Source organism: Limisphaera sp. 4302-co, from assembly GCF_049537155.1.
Taxonomy (GTDB): Bacteria; Verrucomicrobiota; Verrucomicrobiia; order Limisphaerales; family Limisphaeraceae; genus Limisphaera.
Map to the genome: position 1 here is coordinate 158,184 of NZ_JBMVQZ010000004.1, position 21,367 is coordinate 179,550.

11 protein-coding genes and 1 tRNA gene are annotated in these 21,367 nt (G+C 65.3%); 8 read left to right on the forward strand and 4 right to left on the reverse strand.

Annotation, left to right across the window (positions count from 1 at the left end):
* Positions 1 to 33: 33 nt before the first annotated feature.
* Together ACPDIX_RS06060 and ACPDIX_RS06065 are read right to left on the reverse strand one after the other, a co-directional pair.
* Positions 34 to 642 carry an OmpH family outer membrane protein gene (locus tag ACPDIX_RS06060; RefSeq protein ID WP_423430883.1) on the reverse strand — a complete coding sequence of 203 codons (609 nt, stop codon included), beginning with the start codon at positions 640 to 642 and terminating at the stop codon, positions 34 to 36.
* A gap of 69 nt (positions 643 to 711) precedes the next feature.
* On the reverse strand, positions 712 to 1,746 hold the full coding sequence (locus ACPDIX_RS06065; protein WP_423430884.1) for an L-threonylcarbamoyladenylate synthase: 1,035 nt from the start codon (positions 1,744 to 1,746) through the stop codon (positions 712 to 714).
* 382 nt (positions 1,747 to 2,128) lie between these two features.
* On the opposite strand from ACPDIX_RS06065, the gene ACPDIX_RS06070 reads away from it, so the two are divergent.
* The 7 genes from ACPDIX_RS06070 to ACPDIX_RS06100 all read left to right on the forward strand — a co-directional run bounded on the left by ACPDIX_RS06070 (position 2,129) and on the right by ACPDIX_RS06100 (position 18,491).
* Entirely contained in the window at positions 2,129 to 2,956 is an 828-nt protein-coding gene (locus ACPDIX_RS06070; RefSeq protein ID WP_423430885.1) for a type II secretion system protein, read from the forward strand.
* Between the two features lie 120 nt (positions 2,957 to 3,076).
* Positions 3,077 to 6,427 (forward strand): hypothetical protein, encoded by a 3,351-nt coding sequence (locus tag ACPDIX_RS06075; protein ID WP_423430886.1) that lies wholly within the window; start codon positions 3,077 to 3,079, stop codon positions 6,425 to 6,427.
* Positions 6,424 to 8,766, forward strand: coding sequence for a pectate lyase family protein (locus tag ACPDIX_RS06080; RefSeq protein ID WP_423430887.1), 2,343 nt, complete (start codon positions 6,424 to 6,426; stop codon positions 8,764 to 8,766). Before ACPDIX_RS06075 ends, ACPDIX_RS06080 begins: the two co-directional genes overlap by 4 nt.
* 1 nt (position 8,767) lies before the next feature.
* Positions 8,768 to 10,351 (forward strand): MGH1-like glycoside hydrolase domain-containing protein, encoded by a 1,584-nt coding sequence (locus ACPDIX_RS06085; RefSeq protein WP_423430888.1) that lies wholly within the window; start codon positions 8,768 to 8,770, stop codon positions 10,349 to 10,351.
* A gap of 14 nt (positions 10,352 to 10,365) precedes the next feature.
* Complete coding sequence (locus tag ACPDIX_RS06090; RefSeq protein WP_423430889.1) at positions 10,366 to 13,488, forward strand: DUF6298 domain-containing protein; 3,123 nt, start codon at positions 10,366 to 10,368, stop codon at positions 13,486 to 13,488.
* Positions 13,489 to 13,819: 331 nt separating this feature from the next.
* Positions 13,820 to 16,405: a hypothetical protein gene (locus ACPDIX_RS06095; RefSeq protein WP_423430890.1), complete on the forward strand. Its 2,586-nt coding sequence runs from the start codon at positions 13,820 to 13,822 to the stop codon at positions 16,403 to 16,405.
* 58 nt (positions 16,406 to 16,463) lie between these two features.
* A complete protein-coding gene (locus ACPDIX_RS06100) occupies positions 16,464 to 18,491 on the forward strand; it encodes a glycoside hydrolase family 127 protein (protein WP_423430891.1) in 2,028 nt (675 codons plus the stop codon).
* Positions 18,492 to 18,594: 103 nt separating this feature from the next.
* Here the strand turns inward: ACPDIX_RS06100 and ACPDIX_RS06105 are convergent.
* Both ACPDIX_RS06105 and ACPDIX_RS06110 read right to left on the reverse strand, forming a co-directional pair.
* Positions 18,595 to 18,670 (reverse strand) — tRNA-Met (locus ACPDIX_RS06105).
* 97 nt (positions 18,671 to 18,767) lie between these two features.
* A complete protein-coding gene (locus ACPDIX_RS06110) occupies positions 18,768 to 19,790 on the reverse strand; it encodes an aldo/keto reductase (RefSeq protein WP_423430892.1) in 1,023 nt (340 codons plus the stop codon).
* A gap of 139 nt (positions 19,791 to 19,929) precedes the next feature.
* Here ACPDIX_RS06110 and ACPDIX_RS06115 point away from each other — a divergent pair, with 139 nt between their 5' ends.
* On the forward strand, positions 19,930 to 21,330 hold the full coding sequence (locus ACPDIX_RS06115; RefSeq protein ID WP_423430893.1) for a Gfo/Idh/MocA family protein: 1,401 nt from the start codon (positions 19,930 to 19,932) through the stop codon (positions 21,328 to 21,330).
* Positions 21,331 to 21,367 lie beyond the last annotated feature (37 nt).

The following is a 21,367-nucleotide window of genomic DNA, read 5'->3' on the forward strand; positions in this document are numbered from 1 at the left end:
GAGGCCGGGCCGAAGGGGCGACCCGGTCCGGGTTTATCGGGCTTTCTGGGTGCCGGAGCCGGTGGCGGGGGTGGGCGCGTTGAGGTTCAGTTGTTCGAGCACGGCCTGGGTGATGTCGTTGTCGCCGCTGTTGTACAGGACGATGGGCGTGTTTTGCGCCGACCGGGCGGAGACGTCTATGACGAGGGTGTACCCTGCCACGCGGGCGCGGGATTGGACGGCCGTGCGGATCTCGCCAAGGAGGTTGTTGCGCATGCGGTTTCGCTGTTCCTCGATGGTGGCGCGGGCCTGGCGCTCGAACTGGGCAATGGAATCCTGCAGGTCGCGCATCTGCTTGAGCTTGGCCTCGGCGCTCTGCTTGCGTCGTTCCCGTTCTTCCTCGGAGACGGCCTGGTCACTGGCCGAGGCAAGGAGCTTCTGGTACTCCTCGCTGTGCTTGCGCAGCTCGTCCATCATGTTCTTGTGGTCTTGTTCCAGCTCAGAGGCCCGCTTTTTCAGTGCGGCTTCGGCCTCCTTGGTTTTCCAGTAATTGTCGAAGAGCTGACTGAGGTCCACCGTGGCGATGCGGCTTTGGGCGAACGCGGGCGCCGCCGCAGCCAGCGACATGACAAGACTGACGAGCAACACGAACCGTTTCCTCATGGGTCCAGTTAAGCAGGTGCGGGCCGGTTCGCAACGGCAAACCGGGTGTGCGTATCTGCGGGGTGGCGATCAATGGGCCTCACCCTGGGCGCGGCGGAGGCGGTCTGCGATCCCGGCCCAGGCCGGTTCGTCCGGCACGGCCTCCATGATAATGAGCCGGGCACCCAGGCGATCGCAACGGTGCCAGCAGGCGTAGAGGGCCCGTGCGTAAGCCTCCGGTTCACGCGGCAGGACCCGGACTTCGGTGAATGCGGCCGGGTCGGGCACGCACGTGTGACTCAGGACATGGGCATGGACCGGATCCAGCCCCCGGGCGCTCAATTGACGGCAAAGGTCCGGTGTGTCCTTCCAATTCAGAACCAAGACCGGGGCGGCCGGGGCGTAGTGTTTGGGGAAGAGGCCCGGGCTGGGCCGCGCGGTTTCCGCCGGGGCCTTTGCCGGCTCGGAACGCACGGGTCTGCCCAACACTGCCGCGAGCGCTTCGGCGTGAATCATTCCGGGGCGCAGGATGCAGGGCGGGGAGGTTGTCAGGTCCAGCACGGTGGACTCGATGCCCACCGTGCAAGGTCCCCCATCCACGATCAATGGAATCCGTCCTTCCAACTGTGCGTGCACATGGGCGGCCTCGGTGGGAGAGACCCGGTTGGCCAGATTGGCACTGGGAGCGGCCAGCGGAAAGCCGCATGCCCGGATGACCGCTTGGATGAGCGGATGAGCGGGCCAGCGCAGGGCAACCGTGTCCAGACCTGCGGTGACCTCTGGCGGCACGAGGTCGGTCTTGGGAAGGACCAGGGTAAGGGGGCCGGGCCAGAATGCGCGGGCCAGCAGGTCGGCCTCCGGGGGCCACACCCGCGCACAGTTTCGCGCCATGTCCAGCGATGCCACGTGGACGATCAGGGGATTGGAGAGGGGACGGCCCTTCACCTCGTAGACCCGCCGGACCGCCGCCGGGTTGAACGCGTGGGCGGCCAGCCCGTACACGGTTTCCGTGGGCAGGGCGACCACCTCGCCCGCACGTAGCCTGGCGGCTGCCGCTTCGACGGCCTGTCGGAAGCTCTCCGGTGAGTCCGCAGACAGTATTTCCGTCCGATGGCGATCTGTCATTTTGGTCAACGGAGCCGGAGACCCGCGGTGATGGTTGCGGTTGCGCAACCCGGCCCGTGTGAACAAGATGAACAAGAAGATCCGGCGGGTCCATCTTGGAAACTTGTGCCGGTGCGGGAAGGGTGGAGCGGGAGCTGGTTGCGGAAACTGCCTGCAGTGAATGTCAGGATTCGCAAGCCTTTTGGCGTAATGAACATTATAGTTTCTTGTGGGTGGAGCGTATATTGCAGGGGAGATGACGGAACTCCGCACAGCACCGGCGGCAAGGTGCCGTGGCGCTCGGTGGGACCGGCTCGGCAGCGGGCCGATTGGCCGGGGAAGGGCAGGGGTGTGCGGGGTGGATGGAACCGGAGTCCGATCAATCTTTTGTTGAATCAATCCCATGCGAATGAACCTTCAGATGTCGGGTCCTGTGCAGGGCGGGCGTGCCGGAGGCGCCCGTGGTGGGGGTGCTTTTACGTTGATCGAGTTGTTGGTGGTGATTGCGATCATTGCGATCCTGGCCGGGATGTTGTTGCCTGCGCTCTCCAAGGCGAAGGGGAAGGCGCAAGGGATTGCCTGTTTGAACAATACGAAGCAGGTGATGACCGGTTGGATGTTGTACGTGGGGGACAACGATGACCGCATGCCGCCGAAGATCGTGGGCAACGGTGTGGACTGGTTCGTCAACCCGGACAACACCAACGCCATGAAGTTGATCGACCCGGAGTACTCCCTGCTGGCTCCGTATGTGCGCCAGCCGGGTGTGTACAAGTGTCCGGCCGACACGGTTCCTTCCGAGAATGGGCCGCGTGTCTTGAGCATTTCGGGCAATGCGTTCCTGGGGGGGATCAGTGTGACTGTGATCAACCCGAATGTGTACGGGCGGATCTATCCGGAGCGGGGGTTTACGAAGGTGACCCAGCTGGTGAAACCCGGGCCGGCGATGACCTTCGTGACGTTGGACGAGCATCCGGGCAGCATTGACGACGCCGTGTTTCATTCCGTCGGTGGCGCGGATCTTGCCACAGCCTACTTCCGGAATTTGCCGGCCAGTTACCACTCTGGTGGGGGTGCGAATTTTTCCTTTGCGGACGGGCATTCCGAGATTCACAAGTGGACCCATCCCGGGACGAAGCGGCCGGTGGTGAAGGGGCAGATCGAACGGAATGTGCCGGCACGGGGCAACCCTGATTACCTTTGGTTGAACGATCGGCTTCCCTACAACTGAAAGGGGACGCGTGCCGGGAGCCGGGGTGCGGCCCCGGCACAGTTTTTTTGAGCAGGACTTTCGTGGTTTGAAGTGAGAATCCGGAACCCCAAAACTTGGATCATTATAGGAGGTGCCAAGATGCTGCAGAAACCGGCGGAACGGAATGAAAAGCTGACGCTCGGGCCGACCATCCGTCAGCGTGGTCGGTGGGCATGGGGGATGGCGCTGCTGTTGGCCGGTGTGCTGCCGGCCTGGGTGGGCGCGCAGACGGTGCATTTCCGCGCCTTGCAGGTGCGTGTTACCGTTCCGGTGGGTTCGTCCGGTTCGACGGTGTTGTCGAACTATGCCGTACTGACGGATGTGACCGGTCCGGTAAACGTGACCGTGTCCGGCCTGCCGGACGGTGCATCGGCGGCGGTGAGCCCCTCCTCGTTGACCGAATCCGGTCCGGTGATGTTGACCCTGAGCTGGAACAACGTGGCGGAGGGCGAGTATCCCTTCCTGCTGGAGGGCTCGGGCGGAGCCACCAACCATCTGGTTCTGACCCTGCAGGTGGCGCACATCTGGAACGGACAGGACGGCGTGGCCAGTCAGTGGTCTTCGGCGTCGAGCTGGCTGGGCGGTGCGGTTCCGCCGGAGGGAGCGGACGTTGTATTCACAGACCGGGGGGGTCAGACGGCCGCGTTTACCAACGTGTTGGTGGACCAGGACGTGCGGGTGGGTTCCATCCGTTTCGCCACGACGAACGCGACCCGTTACTACACATTGGAACTGGGCGCGGGGCGGACGCTCGAGGTCGTCGGCCCGCTGGGCTTCCGGATTTTGCGCGACTATGTGGAGGACAATTCGGGCTGGCCGCTCTGGTTGGGCAATGGTCCCATGGTGAGTGTGGTGGGCCCGGAGGCGACCATGGTGGTCAGCAACACCATGGCTGATTTGTCAGTCCTGCTGGGCGGGCAGATCGGGCATGAACTGAACCTGTCGGCCCTGGGCACCCTGGTGGCGCACGTGAATCGCGTCGGGTTGGGTGATTATTCCGCCTGGCCGCATTACTGGAACCTGTTGGACAATGGGTATGGCGGCCGGCCCCGGCGCTTCATCCCCACGATCTATCTGGCCCGGACGAACCGGATCACGGCGCACTATACGAACCCGGACAATTACGAGAATCCGGAAACGCGTGTCTTCTCGATGACTTTCATGAGCAGCGGCCTGGCGGGCACGACGCAGATCCGCGATCTCTATCTGGGTGCGTACAACGAATTCTTGATGGAGAGCGTCTGTTTTGTGGGGGCAAATCAACAAGGGCGTGTTCGCTTCAACTCGGCCTTTGCGGCTCAGAACCCGGTCGCAATCTTCCGCAATGTGGACGGCGGGCGGATGAAGGTGTTCGCGGTGTCGGATGACGGGGGTCCGCAGGCTGCCACGAGCAACATCAAGAGCTGGCTGTACTTCGGTGACAACAACGGCAGCGTGGAGATCCTGGCCGATCTGTTTTACATCTCTCGGGATCGGCCGCTTCTCAGCGGGGATCCGAACATTCAGGGCCAGATGTTCGTGGGTCGCGGAGTGATTGACGTGAACCGAGCCGTGCTCGGCTTCCAGGACGGCGGTTCCCGGGAAGGGCAGACAGCCTTCCAAGGGCGTGGGTATTGCCAGGGCCTGCTGGTGATCAGCAACGCGGCGGTCCTGCGGGTGAACGACGTGCTCGAACTGGGGTACACGACTGAAACGCTTCCATTGGGCGAGCCGTGGAACACCCGCGGCCAGCTTTTCATCGGCCCGGGTGGCACGGCGCTGGTCAACCGCATCGAGGTGGGTGGCGTGACCAAGCTGTCGGGAGACAACGCCATTGTGTTGAGCAATGGTGCCACGCTCATCCTGACCAATACGGCCGCCAGTCCGGAGAAGAAACTGGCCCGGCTCAGCCTGTCCAATGCGCGGCTGACACTCCACGTGGACGGGGCCCGCACGGAGCCGTATGTGTACGTGACGAACTTCACCGCGTCGGGCACGGGGAACGAGTTGCGGCTGGCTGAGATCCGGAACGTCTCGCAATTCCCGGCGGAGATTCCGCTCATCGCCTATGAGACGGCCGCGGCCAGCATTTCGCTGATGTTGCCCGAAGGGTACTATGGATATCTCCTGGATGACACCAGCCGGCGGATGTTGGTGGCCGTGGTGGACACGAATGCACCGGCGCAGGTGGTCTGGGACGGCACGGTCAACGGCCAGTGGGACACCACCACGGCCAACTGGAAGGACGGCGGCCGGTTTGTGAACGGGGCACCGGTGGTGTTTGACGACACCGCTTCCGGGACGACGAGCATCACCGTGGTCGGTTTGGTGGCACCGGGCGAGGTGCTGGTGACCAATCAGGCGAAGACCTATTCGTTCAGCGGCGGTTCGATCGTGGGAACCAGCCCGATGACCAAGCAGGGCACGGGCACCATGATCATGAACGCTCAGAGTCAGTTGCCGCTGTTGCTCGAGCAGGGAACGGTGCAGGGCTCCGGCAGTCTGGGCACGACCACCGTCGGCCCGGGTGGGACACTGAACTTCTCGGGCACGATCAACGGGTTGATCTCGTCCGGCACGGTCGTCAGCTCCGGCACGATCAACAACGGGATCACCGTCAACGGTGGGACCTTTGAGAGCCCGGGCACGGTCAACGGGCCGGTGCGCATCAATGGCGGGACCGCACACATCGCGGCCGGGGGCGTGGTGAACGCCACCGGCACCTCCACGGTGGAACCGGGTGCGACCCTGATTGTGGACGGCCGGTTCGTCAACACCGAGGCCCGGCTGAACGTCAACGGGACGTTGATGGGTGAGGGCGTGGTGAGTGATCCGGACGGCTACACGTTTGGTGCCGACGGCCGGCTCTCGATCAACAACGGCGGGGTGATTTCGCCCGGCCATTCCATCGGTGTCCTCTCGGTGGAGGGGCGCTTCGACCTCAACCCGGGTGCGCGGTTGATCGTGGAGGTGGATCTGAACCACCCGGCGCGCAATGACATGGTGGCCGTGGACGTGTTTGGCAACATCCGCGGCATCATCACCATGACCAACATCGGCAGCGTGCCTTTCGCGGTGGGGCAGAGCTTCGTGATCATCAGCAACAACTTCAACCTGCCCAACTCGCCGTTGAACCCGAACATTGACTTCCAGTTCGATCCGCCTTCGCCCGGCCCTGGTATGCGATGGGACGGCAGCGATCTGGCGACCAACGGCATTGTGCGGATTGTGGAGGCTCCGCTGGAGCCGCCGCAGGTGGCGGTGATGGTCTCCGACGGCCAGATCACGTTGGAATGGCCCGAGGCTTATACCGGCTGGATCCTGCAGCAACAGGTGCGCACGTTGCAGCAGGGGATCAGCCTGGCACCGGAAGATTGGGTGCCTGTGGAAGGGTCGCAAAGCACGAACCGGTTCGTGATCACCGTGAATCCTGCGGCGGAGGCGGTGTTCTACCGGTTGGTCCAGCCGTGAGCCGGAAGATTGCGGAGATTCGGCGCCGGTCCGGCCTGCTCCGGGCCGGCGCCGCCTTTTCCATGGATCGTCCGATCCGCTCCCACGGGCCGGCTGGGCCGGTCTTCCTGCTGCTGGCCGTCCTGGTGTGCGCGGGACCGCAGGACGTTTTTTCCTCGCTTCGGGTGGATTTGAACCCGCCGGAGCCGCGCCGGGACGTGCGCACGCCGCATTGGGAAAACTGGCACTGGCGGGGGCCGGGGGAGGCGACGGCCGAGTTCGACGGCCTGCGTGTCACGATTCGCGCGGGGGGTACAAACCGGGTGGAAGTGGTATGGGTCAAGGCCTTTCTGGTGGACGGCGTGCGTTTGGGCTCCGACGGGGTGTGTGTCGAAGGCCCTGCGAAAGCGGCGACGCTTCAACTGACCCTGGAAGGACTTTCTGCCGGACGCCACACACTGGCGACCTGGCACAATGAACCACGGGATCGTCCCCCGGCACGGTTTGCCGTTTGGGTCAACGGCCGGCAAGTGCTGGGTCCGCTGGAGCCCTCCCACCGGGTCCGACATGACGACGAGGTGGCGACGGCCTTCGTGGCGTTCGAGGCGGAGGAGGGCCGGCCCGTGCTCGTGGAGTTTCGAGCCGAACCGGGGACGGACGACACGGCAGCGGCGGTGGTGTTGAACGGGTTTGCGTTGGATGTGCCGGATCCGTCCCGGCAGGCGCGGCGTCCCTGGCCTGAGCGGGATGACGAGCACGTGGCAGCCGGCCCGGGTGGTTCGGTTCGACTGCATTGGATGTCGGCCCCGTCCGCGGTGGGGCATCATGTGTATTTGGGGACGAACCTCAACGAGGTGGCGCATGCCCGGGTGGGCGACCCGGTGTATCTGGGTCGGTTCGAACAGCCGTCCCATGAGGTTGCCGGTTTGCATCACTTCCCGGTTTACTACTGGCGGGTGGACGAGGAGGACGCCGCCGGGCGGGTGACACGGGGCGAGGTGTGGCGGTTTCGAATCCGCCACCGTGCTTTTCCCACCGCCGAGGGCTACGGAGCTTTTGCTCGCGGGGGCCGCGGCGGGCGGGTGATCAAGGTGACCAATCTCAACGACAGTGGCCCCGGCAGTTTGCGGGCTGCGGTGGAAGCGGAGGGCCCGCGCACGGTTGTATTCGACGTGGGTGGGTTGATCACGCTCCGATCCCCCCTGATCGTGCGCAATCCGTATTTGACGGTGGCGGGCCAGACCGCGCCGGGCAAGGGGATCTGCATCCGCGGCTACAACTTTGGCGTCCTGGGGGCCCATGATGTGATCATCCGCTACATCCGGGTGCGGCCCGGAAACATTTCCGGCGAGACCCTGGACGGGATGGGCCTGGCCTCGAGCGATCATTGCATTGTGGACCACTGTTCCATCAGTTGGACGTTGGACGAGGCGTTCAGCTCCCGCGGTGCGGGCAACATCACGCTTCAGCGCACTCTCATCGCGGAGGCACTGAATGAGGCCGGGCACCGCAAGTATCCGCCGGGGACGCGACACGGCTACGCGGCCAGCATTGGAGGGAACATCGGCAGCTTCCATCACAATCTGCTGGCGCATTGTGCGGGCCGCAATTGGAGCCTGGCCGGGGGGCTCGATCAGGCCGGTCGGCACACGGGCCGGCTGGATATCCGCAACAACGTCGTTTACAACTGGCATCATCGCACCACCGACGGCGGGGCGGCGCAGGTGCAGTTCGTCAACAACTACTACAAGCCCGGCCCGGCTACCGATTGGTTCTGGATTCTGCGGCCCCAGCGCGAGGGCGTGCCGAGGTTCGGTCCGCAGGATTATTACGTGGCGGGCAACGTGCTGGAAGGACGAGTGGGACCGGACGAGAAATGGGGTGGGGTACGTTTCTGGCCGGGCGAACCGCCGGAGGATTATCTGCACGACGAGCCGTTTTTCGATCCCTTGGTGCGGACCCACACGGCATGCGAGGCTTACACCAACGTGCTGGCGGACGTGGGCTGCAATTTTCCCGTTCAGGACCAGCTCGACCGGAGGATCATCGAGGAGGTGCGCACGGGCACGGCCCGGTACCGGGGCAGCCGCACCGGTCTGCCCGGGTTGCCGGATTCCCAGGAGGACGTTGGTGGTTGGGAAGAGTATCCGGAAGTGCACCGACCAGAGGGATGGGATCGCGACGAAGACGGGATGCCTGACGAGTGGGAACGGCGCGCCGGTTTGAATCCCTTGGACCCGGCCGATGCCCAGCAGGACCGTGACGGAGATGGGTACACCAACCTGGAGGAGTATCTGGGTTGGCTGGTGGGCGAGTTTCCCGACCCGGAACGCTTCCCGGGCCGGCCCGGAGAACGGTGAAATGAAGGGTTGGTCCTCCCCAGGGCGCTTCGTGTTGGCAGCCCAGCTGACGGGTTGGTTGGGCCGGGGGCTGGTCACGTGTCTCCTGTCCGGGCCGGTGCAGGGGGCCGACTGTCTGGTGATTTTGGAGCCGGATACGTTCCGTCCGTATGTGGAACAGTTCAACGCCCTCGACCGTGAGACGGTGGTGAACGCCATGCCGAATGCGTCGGCCTGGGCGTGGATGCAGCGTGAGATCCCGTTCTTCGATGCGCCGGATCCGGCGGTGGTCCGGACTTATTATTTTCGCTGGTGGGTTTATCGAAAGCATTTGCGGCGGACCCCCACGGGTTGGGTGGTGACGGAGTTTCTGCCGCCGGTGAGCCATGCCGGGCCCTACAATACGATCAGTTGCGCCCTGGGGCACCATCTGGCGGAGGCGCGCTGGTTGCGAAACGGGCGGTACGGGGAGGAGACCATTCACTTCTGGCTTCGCGGGCATGAGGGCGGTCCGCAGCCGCATTTGCGTCGCTACAGTCAGTGGCTGGCGGCGGCCGTATATGGCTGGTACTGCGCACGGGGGTTCCCCGGCGGAGCCGTGCCCTGGCTGGATGATCTGGTAGCGGATTATGAAGCCTGGGAAGACGAACATGGCCGGCCCGACGGCCTTTTCTGGCAGTATGACGTTCGTGACGGGATGGAGGAATCCCTCAGCGGGTCGCGCAACCGCCGGCATGTGCGTGTGCCGTTGAACGCTTACATGTACGGCAACGCACGCGCGATAGCCGCAATTGCCCGTCGGGCGGGCCGTCATGAGCTGGCGGGGACTTACGACAGGAAGGCTGACGCACTGCGCGAGAGGGTCCTGGGACGGCTGTGGGATCCGGAGGCGGCGTTTTTCAAGACCCTGCAGGAGGACGGTCGCCCGGCTGATGTGCGGGAAGCGATTGGTTTTTTGCCCTGGGCATTTGGCCTGGTGCCGCCGACGGGAGAATATGCCCGGGCCTGGCTGCAGCTGACGAATCGGCAGGGCTTTTGGGCTCCGGCCGGGCTGACCACGGCGGAACGGCGGCATCCGCGTTTTCGCTCGCACGGAGTGGGCCGATGTGAATGGGACGGTGCCGTCTGGCCGTTCGCCACCTCCCAAACGCTGACGGCTCTGGCACGTGCGTTGCGCGAAGAGGCGACTCTGCCGCTGAGCGGCCGGGACTTTTTCGAGGCTTTCCTCGTCTACACCCGCTGTCAGGGACGCGGCGGCCGGCCATGGGTGGGCGAGTATCTCGACGAGGTGACCGGTGATTGGATCCACAGAGGCGACCGCAGCAAGGATTACAATCATTCCACTTATGCCGATCTTTTGATCACCGGGCTGGTTGGCGTGGTCCCTCAAGAGGAGGATCGCCTGGAGCTTCGGCCGCTGCTGCCTGAAGGTGTGTGGGATTGGTTCTGTCTGGACGGTTTGCCCTACCACGGTCGGGCCGTCACGATTGTGTGGGATCGGGACGGTACGCGGTACGGCCGCGGTGCCGGGTTTCAGGTCTGGTGCGGGGACCGGTGTGTGGCGCGCAGGGCCGATCTGGGGCCACTGAGCTGTGAGTTGCCATGAGTTTGCCGGGGAGAATGACGAGCCGGGTTGGCGGCGTTGTTTTGCTGGGACTTTGCGTGGGCCTGGCGGCGGGGCGCGGGTCGGCACCGTCCGCGCCCGAGATCCGGGTGGATCGTGACGGCCGGCTGGTTTGGGTTGCGGACGGCCGGGGCAACCGGGTGCCGGACTTTTCGCACTGCGGTTATGCCGGCGGCAATGTGCCCATTCCGATCGTGCCGGTGGCATGTGTGGTGAGACCCGGGCCGGGGGACGACACGGAAAGGATTCAGGCGGCCTTGGATCTTGTCGCGGGTCGGGCTCCTGATGCGCATGGATGGCGCGGGGCGGTGCTGCTGCTCCGCGGGCGATACGAGGTGGGCGGACGGCTGGAGATCCGGGCCTCCGGCGTGGTGCTGCGCGGACAGGGAATGGGCCCCGACGGGACGGTCCTCGTGGCGACCGGCATCGACCGGCGGCCGCTGATCCGTGTGACCGGTCAGAACGACCGAACCATCCGGACGAACAGCGCCTGGGCCGTGGTGGATGCATACGTGCCCGTGGGGGCAACGGGCTGTCGGGTTCGCAGCGCGGATGGGTTGTCAGCCGGGCGGCGCGTTTTGATTGTGCGTCCCTCGACGCAGGCATGGATCCAACGGTTGGGCATGGACGAACTCGGAGGCGGCGTGGGCGCGCGGTGGAAGCCGGGCAGTCACGATCTGGTCTGGGAACGCACGCTCACCGGCGTGGAAGGCGACCGGGTGACGTGGGACGTGCCGATCACCACCGCTTTGGAGGCGGAGCTGGGGGGCGGTTGGATCGCAGGTTTCGATTGGCCCGGTCGCATCCGCCGTGTGGGGATCGAGAACCTTTGCCTCGAATCTTCCCATGACCCTGACCGGCCGCTGGACGAGGACCATTCGTGGTATGGCGTCACGATGGAGAACGTGGAGGATGCGTGGATCCGGCGGGTGACGTTCCGGCATTTCGCCGGGGGGGCGGTGGCCGTGTACGAAACGGCCCGCTGTGTGACGGTGGAGGACTGCCTGGCACTGGCACCGGTGTCCGAACCGGGCGGTCATCGGCGGCACACGTTCTTCACCGCCGGAGAGCAAACGCTCTTCCTGCGGTGTTACGCCGAGGACGGATGCCACGACTTCATCGTGGGCCATTGTGCCGCGGGTCCCAACGCCTTTGTGTTGTGTGAGGCGGCGCGGGCGCTGGGCGACAGCGGAGCGTGGGAAAGCTGGGCCAGCGGGGTGTTGTACGACAACGTCACCGTGGATGGTGCGGGGTTGGGTCTGGGTTTCTGGCCGGGCAACCATCGCCGGGTGGGGTGGGCGGCGGCTTGTTCGGTCCTCTGGAATTGCAGTGCCTCGGTGATCCGTTGCTGGAATCCGCCGGGTGCGTGGAACGCATCATACGGATCGTGGGGCGCGTTCGAGGGCGACGGCATTTGGCGGCAGTCCAACGAGTTCGTGCGGCCGGTGAGTCTGTGGGCGGCCCAGTTGACCGGGCGCGGAGTCGCGGACGCAGACCTGAGACTTCGATTCCCGCCCAAATCCAGGGAAGAGGTGACCAATCCGAGCCCGGAACGTGCGCGTGAACTGACCCAAGCATCCCGCCGGCCGGCGCTTTCGTTGCGGGATTGGATCGAGCGACTGGACCGGGAGGCCCCGCTGCCTTGCGATTCGGGGGACGCACCGGAGTGGGTTCCGGCGGACCGGCAACCGCCCGGGGAGCCGCCGCGCCCACCGCGCCGGGTGTGCGTGACGAATGGATGGGTGGTCGTGGGCGATCGTCTGCTCATCGGCGGCATTCTGGAGACGGCCTGGTGGCGGGGCAGCCGACTGCCGGGCGAGGCGGCTGAAGTGGGACCGGCGTTGACCCGGTTCATGCCGGGCCGGATCGGCCGGGGCTGGACGGACGATTTGGAAGAGGTGGCCCGGCAAATGGTGGAAACGGGACGCCCCGTGTTCGAGCATCACCACGGGCTGTGGTACGACCGTCGTCGCGACGATCATGAAATGGTGCGGCGGCCGGACGGCGAGGTGCTGGCGCCGTTCTTCGAGCAACCGTTCGCGCGCAGTGGCCGGGGGCGCGCGTGGGACGGGCTGAGCCGGTATGACCTGACGCGTTACAATCCGTGGTACTGGGACCGGTTACGATCTTTTGCCCGGCTCTGTGACGAGCGTGGCCTGGTGCTGCTCCACCAGCACTATTTCCAGCACAACATCCTGGAAGCCGGTGCACACTGGGCCGACTGTCCGTGGCGACCGGCGAACAACGTCAACGATACCGGGTTTCCCGAGCCGCCGCCCTATGCGGGGGACAAGCGGATCTTCATGGCGGAGCAGTTCTACGATGTCGGCCATCCGGTGCGGGTGCCTTTGCATCGTGCCTACATCCGCCAATGCCTGGGAGCCCTCCGGGGCGCGGAGAATGTCTGGCATTCGTTGGGGGCGGAGTTCACCGGGCCGGAATCGTTCATGCGTTTCTGGTTGGAAACCGTGCAGGCCTGGATGGCTGAGACGGGTTCGGACCCGCAGGTGGTGCTTTCGGCCCCCAAGGACGTGCAGGACGCCGTGTTGCAGGATGAACAAATGCGCCGGTTGGTGGACGTGGTGGACTTTCGATACTGGTGGCGGACGGCCCGGGGGGAGTTTGCTCCACCGGGCGGGGCCCATGTGGCACCGCGGCAGTTCGAACGGCGTTGGGCGGGCGGACGACCGACGGACGAGGATCTGGCGGGCATGGTGAGCGAGTACCGGGCGCGTTATCCGCGCCTGGCGTGGATCTGCGCGTTTGACAGCGCCGGCTGGGCCTGGCTGTGCGCCGGTGGTTCACTGCCGCGGTTGCCCCGCTCCACGGATCCGGAACTGCTCCGGGCCGTGCCGCGGATGCAACCTTCCGCGGCGCGTTCCACCGATGGCGTGTGGTGTCTGGAGGAGGGCGAGCAGCAACGGTTGATCTATGCGCGGGCAGGCGCGCGGTTTGCCCTGAACGAAACCGAGCGGTGGTGGGAACTTCGCGAGCTGGACAGCAACACGGGGCAGGTCCGACGGCGCCGGCGACTCGATGCATCCACCGGCCTTCTGACCGGTCCGGGCGTTTGGTGGCTGGTGAACCCTTCGGGGTTGGTGTCGGACACAGATCGGTGACGGCCCGCACGGCATCCGGGCAGGGAAAGGAAGCGGGTGCCGACCTGAAGTGGGTGCGGCACATGCCGACCGGGGCAATGTTACGAGACCGTACTGCGGCGTTCGACCGGGGCGGGAGGCCGGTGCTGGATTGAGCACGGGTGAAAATTCGGGTCGTTGTGGAATGAACGAAACGATGCGGCCATTGCATGTGAATCAAGAAAGGGTGGAGACCCGCTCAGGGGCCTCCGTGGCACTGTGGCGTGGGATGGGGCTGCGAGCTTGCCTGCTGGGGGTCCTGCTTGCGGCGGGTTGGGCGGGAGCGGCATCCCGCCCGGTTCCGGGCGCTGTGGTGAGGCTTGAGCGTGAGGGAGTCAGTGGGCAGCGGGTGGCATACGGCTTGGAGCAGTTGACCGCGGCATGGACTGCGGCGGGATACCGGGTCGTGACGAGCGAGACACCCGGGGAGACGAACGTCGTTCACGTACGGCTTTGTCGTTCAGAGACGGTCCCAAGCGGATCAGAGGCTTTCGCGGTGCGCGTGCAGCCGGATGGGTGGAGGATCGAGGCGGGAGATGATACCGGTCTGATGTACGGCTGCCTGGCGTTGAGTGAGGAAGTTCGGCGCACCGGTACGGGACCGGCCCGGGATCTGGAGGAGAAACCCGCCTTGCGATTGCGGGGTGTCTGTGTGGGGCTGCAAAAACCGACCATTCTTCCCGGACGCCAGGTGTACGAGTATCCCTGGACTCCGGAGCTTTTTCCCTGGTTTTACGACCGAGATCTTTGGCGGGAGTACCTCGATGTTCTGGCCCGGTGCCGGTACAACACGTTGTACCTGTGGAGCGGGCATCCTTTCGGGTCGGTGGTTCGGGTGCCGGGGTACCCGGAGGGTGTGGAGGTCCCGGAGGCGGTGCTCGAGCGCAACATCGAGATGATGCACTGGCTGGCCCGCGAATGCGACCGGCGCGGGATCTGGTTGGTGGTGATGTTCTACAACATCCTGCTGCCCCAGCCATTCGCCGAGAAGCACGGGTTGCCCACACAGTTGAGTCGTCCCCATCCGGTTGCAGCCGACTACACGCGTCGCGCGATTGCCACGTTCATCCGGGAGTATCCTCATGTGGGACTGCTGGTTTGCCTGGGCGAGGCTTTGCAAGGGGCGGAGCATCAGCTCGAGTGGGCGACGAACGTCATCCTGCCGGGCGTGATGGAAGGCGCCCGGGCCGCCGGTTTGAAGGAATTGCCGCCATTGATCATTCGCACCCACGCAACGGATGCCGAACGCGTCCTGCCGCCCTGTTTCGCCATCTACACCAACTTGTACACGATGACCAAGTTCAACGGGGAGTCGCTGACGACGGACGGCGTGCGGGGTCGGCTGCGGGAGCTGCACCGGCGCATGGCGGCCATGGGGCCGCACGTGGTCAATGTCCACATCCTGGCCAATCTGGAGCCGTTCCGGTATTTCGCCCCCGAGTTCATTCAACGTTGCGTGCTGGGCATGCGGGAGGATTTGCAGGCTTCCGGGCTGCACCTTTACCCGTTGGTGTACTGGAACTGGCCGGACGCACCCGATGCGTGTGAACCGCCCTTGCGGCAATGGGACCGTGACCGGGGCTGGTTCGAAGCCTGGGGGCGGTACGCGTGGAACCCGGATCGTCCGGAAGCGGAGGAACGGGTGTACTGGCGGGATCGGGTGCGGGAGTGGTTTGATTGTGACGCGGCGACAGCGGAACGGTTCGTGACGGCGGGCAACGAGGCCGGGCTGGTGGCGCCGATTCTGCTGCGTCGGTTCGGTATCACGGAGGGCAACCGGCAAACCCTTTCCTTGGGCATGACGCTGGAGCAGTTGGTGCACCCGGAACGGTTCCAGCCGGTGCACGATCTGTGGGAATGCCTGGCGCCGCCGGGGTGGCGGTTGCAGGAGTTTGTGGCACGCACGATGGCGGGCGAAGGCTGCCCGGGGGAAACGCCGGAGGTGGCGCGGCAGGAGGCGTGGAGACGGGCGCGTCGCGCGGTGCAGCTGCTGGACGGGGCGGAGGGAGGTGTGTGCGGGCGAAAGGAAGAGTTCCTCCGCTGGCAGAACGACTTCCGCGCACTTGACGCGCTGGCCCGTTTTTACGACGCCAAGACCCGGGCTGCCGAGGAGGTCCTCCGGTTTCGGCTGGATCACGATCCGGCCCGCTTGGAACGGGCGGCCCGGGCGTTGTCCGGGAGCGTGACGGCTTTCGAGGAGCTGGCGGATGTGGCCGGACCGGCGTACCGGTTTGCCAACAGCTTGCAGACCGGGCACCGGCGCATCCCTTGGCCCGCGGTGGTGGATGGAGTGGTGACGAATTTTCACTGGTCGCACGTGCTGCCCTTGTACCGGGCGGAGCTGCGCGAGTTTCTCGATCGCTGGGAGCGCTGGAAACGGGGCGAGCTGGGTCGGGATCAGCCACCGCCACGGCCGTGGCCTGCGGCGCAGGTGCGGGTGATGGGGCCCGGGGCCGAGACGTACGAGGTGCGTCCCGGGGCTCGGCCGTTTCGAGACCGGAGTTATCGGCTGGTTGAACTGGCGCCCGAATTGCATGGTTTGACGGGCATCCGGTTCTCTCACGAAGAGGCCAAGAACGGCCGGTACAGGCCGGTGGAGTTCGAGGTGGACGAACCCGTGTACGTTATGCTCGGGCTGTTTCGGGATGAACGCGCGATCTGGTTGCAACCGCCGAACGTGGACGCGGCGGCGCACTGGGCCGAGCAGGGCAGTCCCGAGCCGGTGCTGCGGAATGCTGCCCGGGTGGAGCAGTGTCCGGTTGTGGATGTGTACGCACGCCGTTATCCGGCCGGCCGCAACCGTCTCGAGGTGCCCGGGCCCGGCAGTTTCGTCGTTTTGGGAGTCGTGCCGGCTTCCGCGACCCTGACGCCGCGGGACGTGGAGGACCCATGGCCGTGAGCAATGGCCTGTCGTCCGGGGCGACGGGGTCCGTGCGGGCGTTTGAGAGAGGTGATTCATGAAAGGGAGTCGAATCCGGGCAGGACAGATCAGGGCCGCACTGATCGGGCTGCTGATCATTTCTGTCGTTTCGGCCACGGTTGCCGGGGACGGGCGGAGCCGGTGGGAGCAACTGCCCCCCGGCTCGGCGCGCTGGACAGGAGGGTTCTGGGCCCAACGCTGGGAATTGTGTCGCACCAGCACCTTGCCCGCGATGGACGCCCTCTTCTCCGGCACCAACCACACCCATTTCTGGCGCAACTTCGAGATCGTTGCCGGAGCAGCCGAGGGGCGCCGTCGCGGCGCGCCGTTCAACGACGGGGAGTGTTACAAATGGCTGGAGGCCGCTTCCGCTTTCCTGGCTGTACGCCCGGATCCTCGGCTGGCGCGAACCGTCGAGGAGCGGATCGCGTGGATCGTGCGGGCCCAGGAACCGGACGGGTACCTCCAAACCGCCGTCCAATGGCGGATGCGCCAGGGCGATGCCCGGGCCGTGCCGTTCGGTGACCGGTTCCAGTTCGAGCTTTACAATCTGGGGCACCTGTTCAGCGCGGCTGCCATGCATTACCGGGTGACGGGGCGAACCTCGTTGTTGGAGGTGGCCAGAAAGGCGGCTGCACGGCTGGAAACCGCGCTGGGGGAGCCGGTGCCCGAGGCGGTGCGACGTCCGGTCTGTCCCTCGCATTTCATGGGGCTGGTGGACCTGTATCGGGCCACGGGCGAGCCTTACTGGCTTGATCTGGCCCGGCAATGCTGGGCCGTCCGCAGCGAGGTCGAAGGCGGGGGGGACGACAACCAGGATCGGTTGCCTTACGTCCAGCACGCCGAAGCGGTGGGTCACGCCGTTCGGGCCAACTACCTTTACGCGGGTGCGGCGGATCTCTACTTGGAGACCGGCGACACCGGCCTCTGGCCCCCGCTGACGCGGGTCTGGTCCAACATTGTGGAGAAGAAGCTCTATCTCACCGGCGGTTGTGGGGCTCTCTACGACGGTGCCTCTCCCGATGGCGCGCGCGACCAGGAACACATTACCCGGGTTCATCAGGCCTACGGCCGGAACTATCAACTGCCCCAACTGACCGCGCACTGTGAGACCTGTGCCAACATCGGCTGGGCGCTGTGGAACTGGCGCATGTTGCGTGCCACCGGGGACGCGCGGTACGCCGACGCGCTGGAGCAGGTCCTCTACAACAGTGTGCTTTCCGGGATGAGCCTCGACGGAACGAACTTTTTCTACACCAACCCGCTTCGGGTCACCGATCCGCTGCCATTCGAACTGCGTTGGCCCCGGCAGAGGGTGCCGTTTGTCAGTTCGTTTTGTTGCCCGCCCAACCTCCTGCGGATGGTGGCCGCATCGCCCGGCTGGATGGCCCTGGTGTCCAACCGGACGGTCTGTGTGGTGCTGTACGGCGCGGGCGAAATGCAGTTCCAAAACGAGGAGCTGGGCGAGGTTCGGTTGCGCCAGGAGACCGAGTTTCCCTGGAGCGGACGGGTGCGGTTGGTCGTGGAACGCCCGCTGGACGGAGGGATGACCTTGAGGCTGCGGGTGCCGGCCTGGGCGGCTTCCGCGCGTCTGCGCATCAATCTCGGGCCGGAGCAGAAGGCCGACGGCCCGGGCGGCTGGTGGGACATCACGCGCACCTGGCAGGCCGGGGACGTGGTGGATCTGGACTTGGAGATGGCACCGATCTGGTGGGAGGCCCACCCTTGGGTGGAGGAGAGTTACCACCAGGTGGCCGTGCAACGGGGGCCCCTCGTCTATTGCCTGGAATCGGCCGATCTGCCGCGGGGTGTGAGCGTGACGGACGTGGGCGTGGTGCCGGGGTCTCCCTTGCGCATGCGCTGGGATGGGCATCTGCTGGGCGGGGTCGTGGTTTTGGAAGGGACGGCCCGTTGGCGGCCTCCCGGCGATTGGACCGGGCGGCTGTACCGGCCCTGGACGGATGCCGACTGGCAGGAGATACCGCTCCGGCTGGTTCCGTACTGTGTGTGGGCCAACCGTGGACCCGGCGAGATGACCGTCTGGTTGCGTGCCTTGGCACGCTGAATCAGCCTCACTTGTGCAGCTGGACGTCTTTTACGACGGCAGGCTTGCGGAGGGTAAAAAAGAGGGCGACCCGTGCGCACTCACACACGGGTCGCCGGAAAGCTGGTGCCAGGGGAGGGACTCGAACCCCCGACCAAAGGCTTATGAGTCCTCTGCTCTACCAACTGAGCTACCCTGGCGCCACGGGAACCCAGGCGCTGCCCCTGGCCGGGCATTCGCCTCGATCCGCTGAAAAATCTAAACGTTCGGCCCGTGGCGCGCAAGCGCCCTTCTGACTCACGAAGTCCGGGCGTGGCGATGCCACCAGTCGCAGCCGTAGTTGCCGACCTTGTACTGTTCGATGTGTCCGTCGGCGGCCGGGCCCTCCGACCTGGCCAGCAGTTCGGCAATCTCCGATTCGGTGAGGGGTTGGAAATTGCGGGCCATGGCGATGTCCTGCTCCAGGTCGCGCCGCGACTGGATGCCGCAGACCAGGCTGGTGACCGGCAGACTCAGTACGTACCTCCGGAGCGTGGGTGCCGGGATGCCCAGTTCGCGGACCAGCCGGCCGTTCTGCGAGGCCAGCGCTTTCATCCCCAGCACGCCGATGTTCCGCTCGTGACAGACCGGCAGGACCTGTTTCTGGAAGCTTTGGTAATGGGCATCCACGAGGTTCAAGGGCATTTGAACGGCATCCCATGCGAAGTCCCGCGCCAGCATGGCCAGGTGGTGCCGGGGATGCTGGTGGCCGGTGAACCCGATGAAACGGATTTTCCCCTCCTTGCGGGCTTCCAGCGCGCATTTAAGGGCGCCGTTCTCGGCGAAAATCAGGTCCGGATCGTCGTCCCATTTGATCCCGTGGAACTGCCACAGGTCAATGCGGTCGGTCCGTAAACGCCGGAGACTCTCCTCGAGATGCTGGCGCGCCGTTCGATAATCCCGGCCGCAGACCTTGGTCATGAGAAAGACCTTGTCACGACGGCCGCCCGAGCTGAGGGCGCGTCCCATGAGCTCCTCGCTGCGCCCGTCGTGGTATTCCCAGGCGTTGTCGAAGAAGGTGAGCCCTTCGTCAATGGCGCGGTGCATGAGGGCGATGGCTTCGTCGTCGTCGCGTACGGCGCCGATGTTCCAACCGCCCAGACCGATGATGGAGATGCGGACGCCGGTGCGCCCCAGTGGCCGCGTGGGAATGCCTGCCGAACCGGGTTGTTGGGCTTGGAGAAGCGACCTTCCCATGGCCAGGCCGGCCAGGGCCGTTTGGAGAAACGTGCGCCGGCTGATGGAGCCGGGGGGAATCGCCGCGGGATCCTTCGCCTTCATGACCGCAAGTAAAGCCTTCCCCGAACGCTTGTCAACCGGGCCGGATCCGCAAGCGTTCGAATGCGCGGCGGACCGGGGTCGTCCCATGTGAAAAAACCGCGCGTTGACAGAAGGGCGGCCACCCATGGAGCATGAGCGTATGGAACCAGTGGACTCAACCAACAACCGATGGCCCAACCGCCGGGAATTCCTCATCCAAACCGGCCGCCTCGCGGCGGTCTCCGCTCTGGCCGGTGTGGCCCTGCCGCATGTGCACGGCGGGGAGGGTGGAGGACTGCGACTGGCACTGGTGGGTTGTGGCGGCCGCGGCACGGGGGCCGTGGGTGATGCCATCCATGCCGGTGTGTTGCCGGTGAAACTCGTCGCCATGGCGGATGTCTTTCGAGACCGCCTGCAGAGCAGCTACGACAGCCTTCAACGGCAGTTTGCGGAGCACGTGGACGTGCCCGAGGAACGCCGGTTCCTCGGCTTCGACGCGTACAAACACGCGATGGATTGCCTGCGGCCCGGCGACGTGGTGATTTTGACCACGCCACCCGCTTTTCGATGGGTGCATTTCACCTATGCGATCCAAAAGGGACTGAACGTCTTCATGGAAAAGCCGGTCACCGTGGACGGGCCGACCAGCCGGCGGATGTTGGAGCTGGCCAAACAGTCGGAGGCCAAGGGACTCAAATGCGGCGTGGGCCTGATGTCCCGGCACAGCCGCGCCCTGCAGGAACTGGCGCAGCGGGTACGCGACGGTGAACTGGGTGAGATCATTCTGCAACGCGGTTATCGCATGCACGGGCCCGGCGGGTATTTCGCCTCCGTGGCCAAGCCGCCGGACATCAGTCATCTCCTGTATCAGGTCCGGCGTTTCCACAGTTTCATCTGGGCCAGCGGCGGCTGTTTCAGTGATTTCTACATCCACATCATTGATCATCTGGCGTGGATGAAGGGTGCGTGGCCGGAACGGGCCCAGGGTCTGGGAGGCCGGCATTACAAAACCGATCCGGAGGGACGGCCCTACGTGGATCAGAATTTCGATGTGTACTCGGTGGAGTACACGTACCCGGACGGCACGAAGATGCTGTTCGACGGCCGGTGCATGACCGGCTGCCGCGATCTGTATGCCAGTTATCTCCACGGCACGAAGGGCATGGCGGTGGCCTCCAGCAGCGGCGACTGTGGACTGCCCTCGCGGATCTTCAAGAGCCAGCGCATGCGCCGCTCCGACCTGGTGTGGGAATCGAACGTTCCGCAGGACGAGTCCAACCCCTACATCAACGAGTGGCGCGCGTTGCTGACGGCCATCGTCAAGGATCAACCGCACAACGAGGTGGAGCGGGGCGTCATGGCCAGCGTGGTCACCTCCATGGGCCGGATGGCCGTCCACACCGGCCAGGAAATCACACTGGAGGAGATGCTCAACCACGACCACGAAATGGCGCCCGGGCTGGACCAGCTTACCTACGACTCGCCCGCGCCGCTGCAGCCCGGCCCCGACGGCCGTTATCCCGTGCCCGAACCGGGTCGCAAACGCAACCGGGAGTACTGACGCCGCCGGCTGCGAAGGCCGCCGGATCCGCTGCGAT

Coding starts and splice junctions, on each gene's coding strand:
- ACPDIX_RS06060 (WP_423430883.1), bottom strand. CDS start 642: ATGAGGAAACGGTTCGTGTTGCTCGTCAGTCTTGTCATGTCGCTGGCT.
- ACPDIX_RS06065 (WP_423430884.1), bottom strand. CDS start 1,746: ATGACAGATCGCCATCGGACGGAAATACTGTCTGCGGACTCACCGGAG.
- ACPDIX_RS06070 (WP_423430885.1), top strand. CDS start 2,129: ATGCGAATGAACCTTCAGATGTCGGGTCCTGTGCAGGGCGGGCGTGCC.
- ACPDIX_RS06075 (WP_423430886.1), top strand. CDS start 3,077: ATGCTGCAGAAACCGGCGGAACGGAATGAAAAGCTGACGCTCGGGCCG.
- ACPDIX_RS06085 (WP_423430888.1), top strand. CDS start 8,768: ATGAAGGGTTGGTCCTCCCCAGGGCGCTTCGTGTTGGCAGCCCAGCTG.
- ACPDIX_RS06090 (WP_423430889.1), top strand. CDS start 10,366: ATGACGAGCCGGGTTGGCGGCGTTGTTTTGCTGGGACTTTGCGTGGGC.
- ACPDIX_RS06100 (WP_423430891.1), top strand. CDS start 16,464: ATGAAAGGGAGTCGAATCCGGGCAGGACAGATCAGGGCCGCACTGATC.
- ACPDIX_RS06110 (WP_423430892.1), bottom strand. CDS start 19,790: ATGAAGGCGAAGGATCCCGCGGCGATTCCCCCCGGCTCCATCAGCCGG.
- ACPDIX_RS06115 (WP_423430893.1), top strand. CDS start 19,930: ATGGAACCAGTGGACTCAACCAACAACCGATGGCCCAACCGCCGGGAA.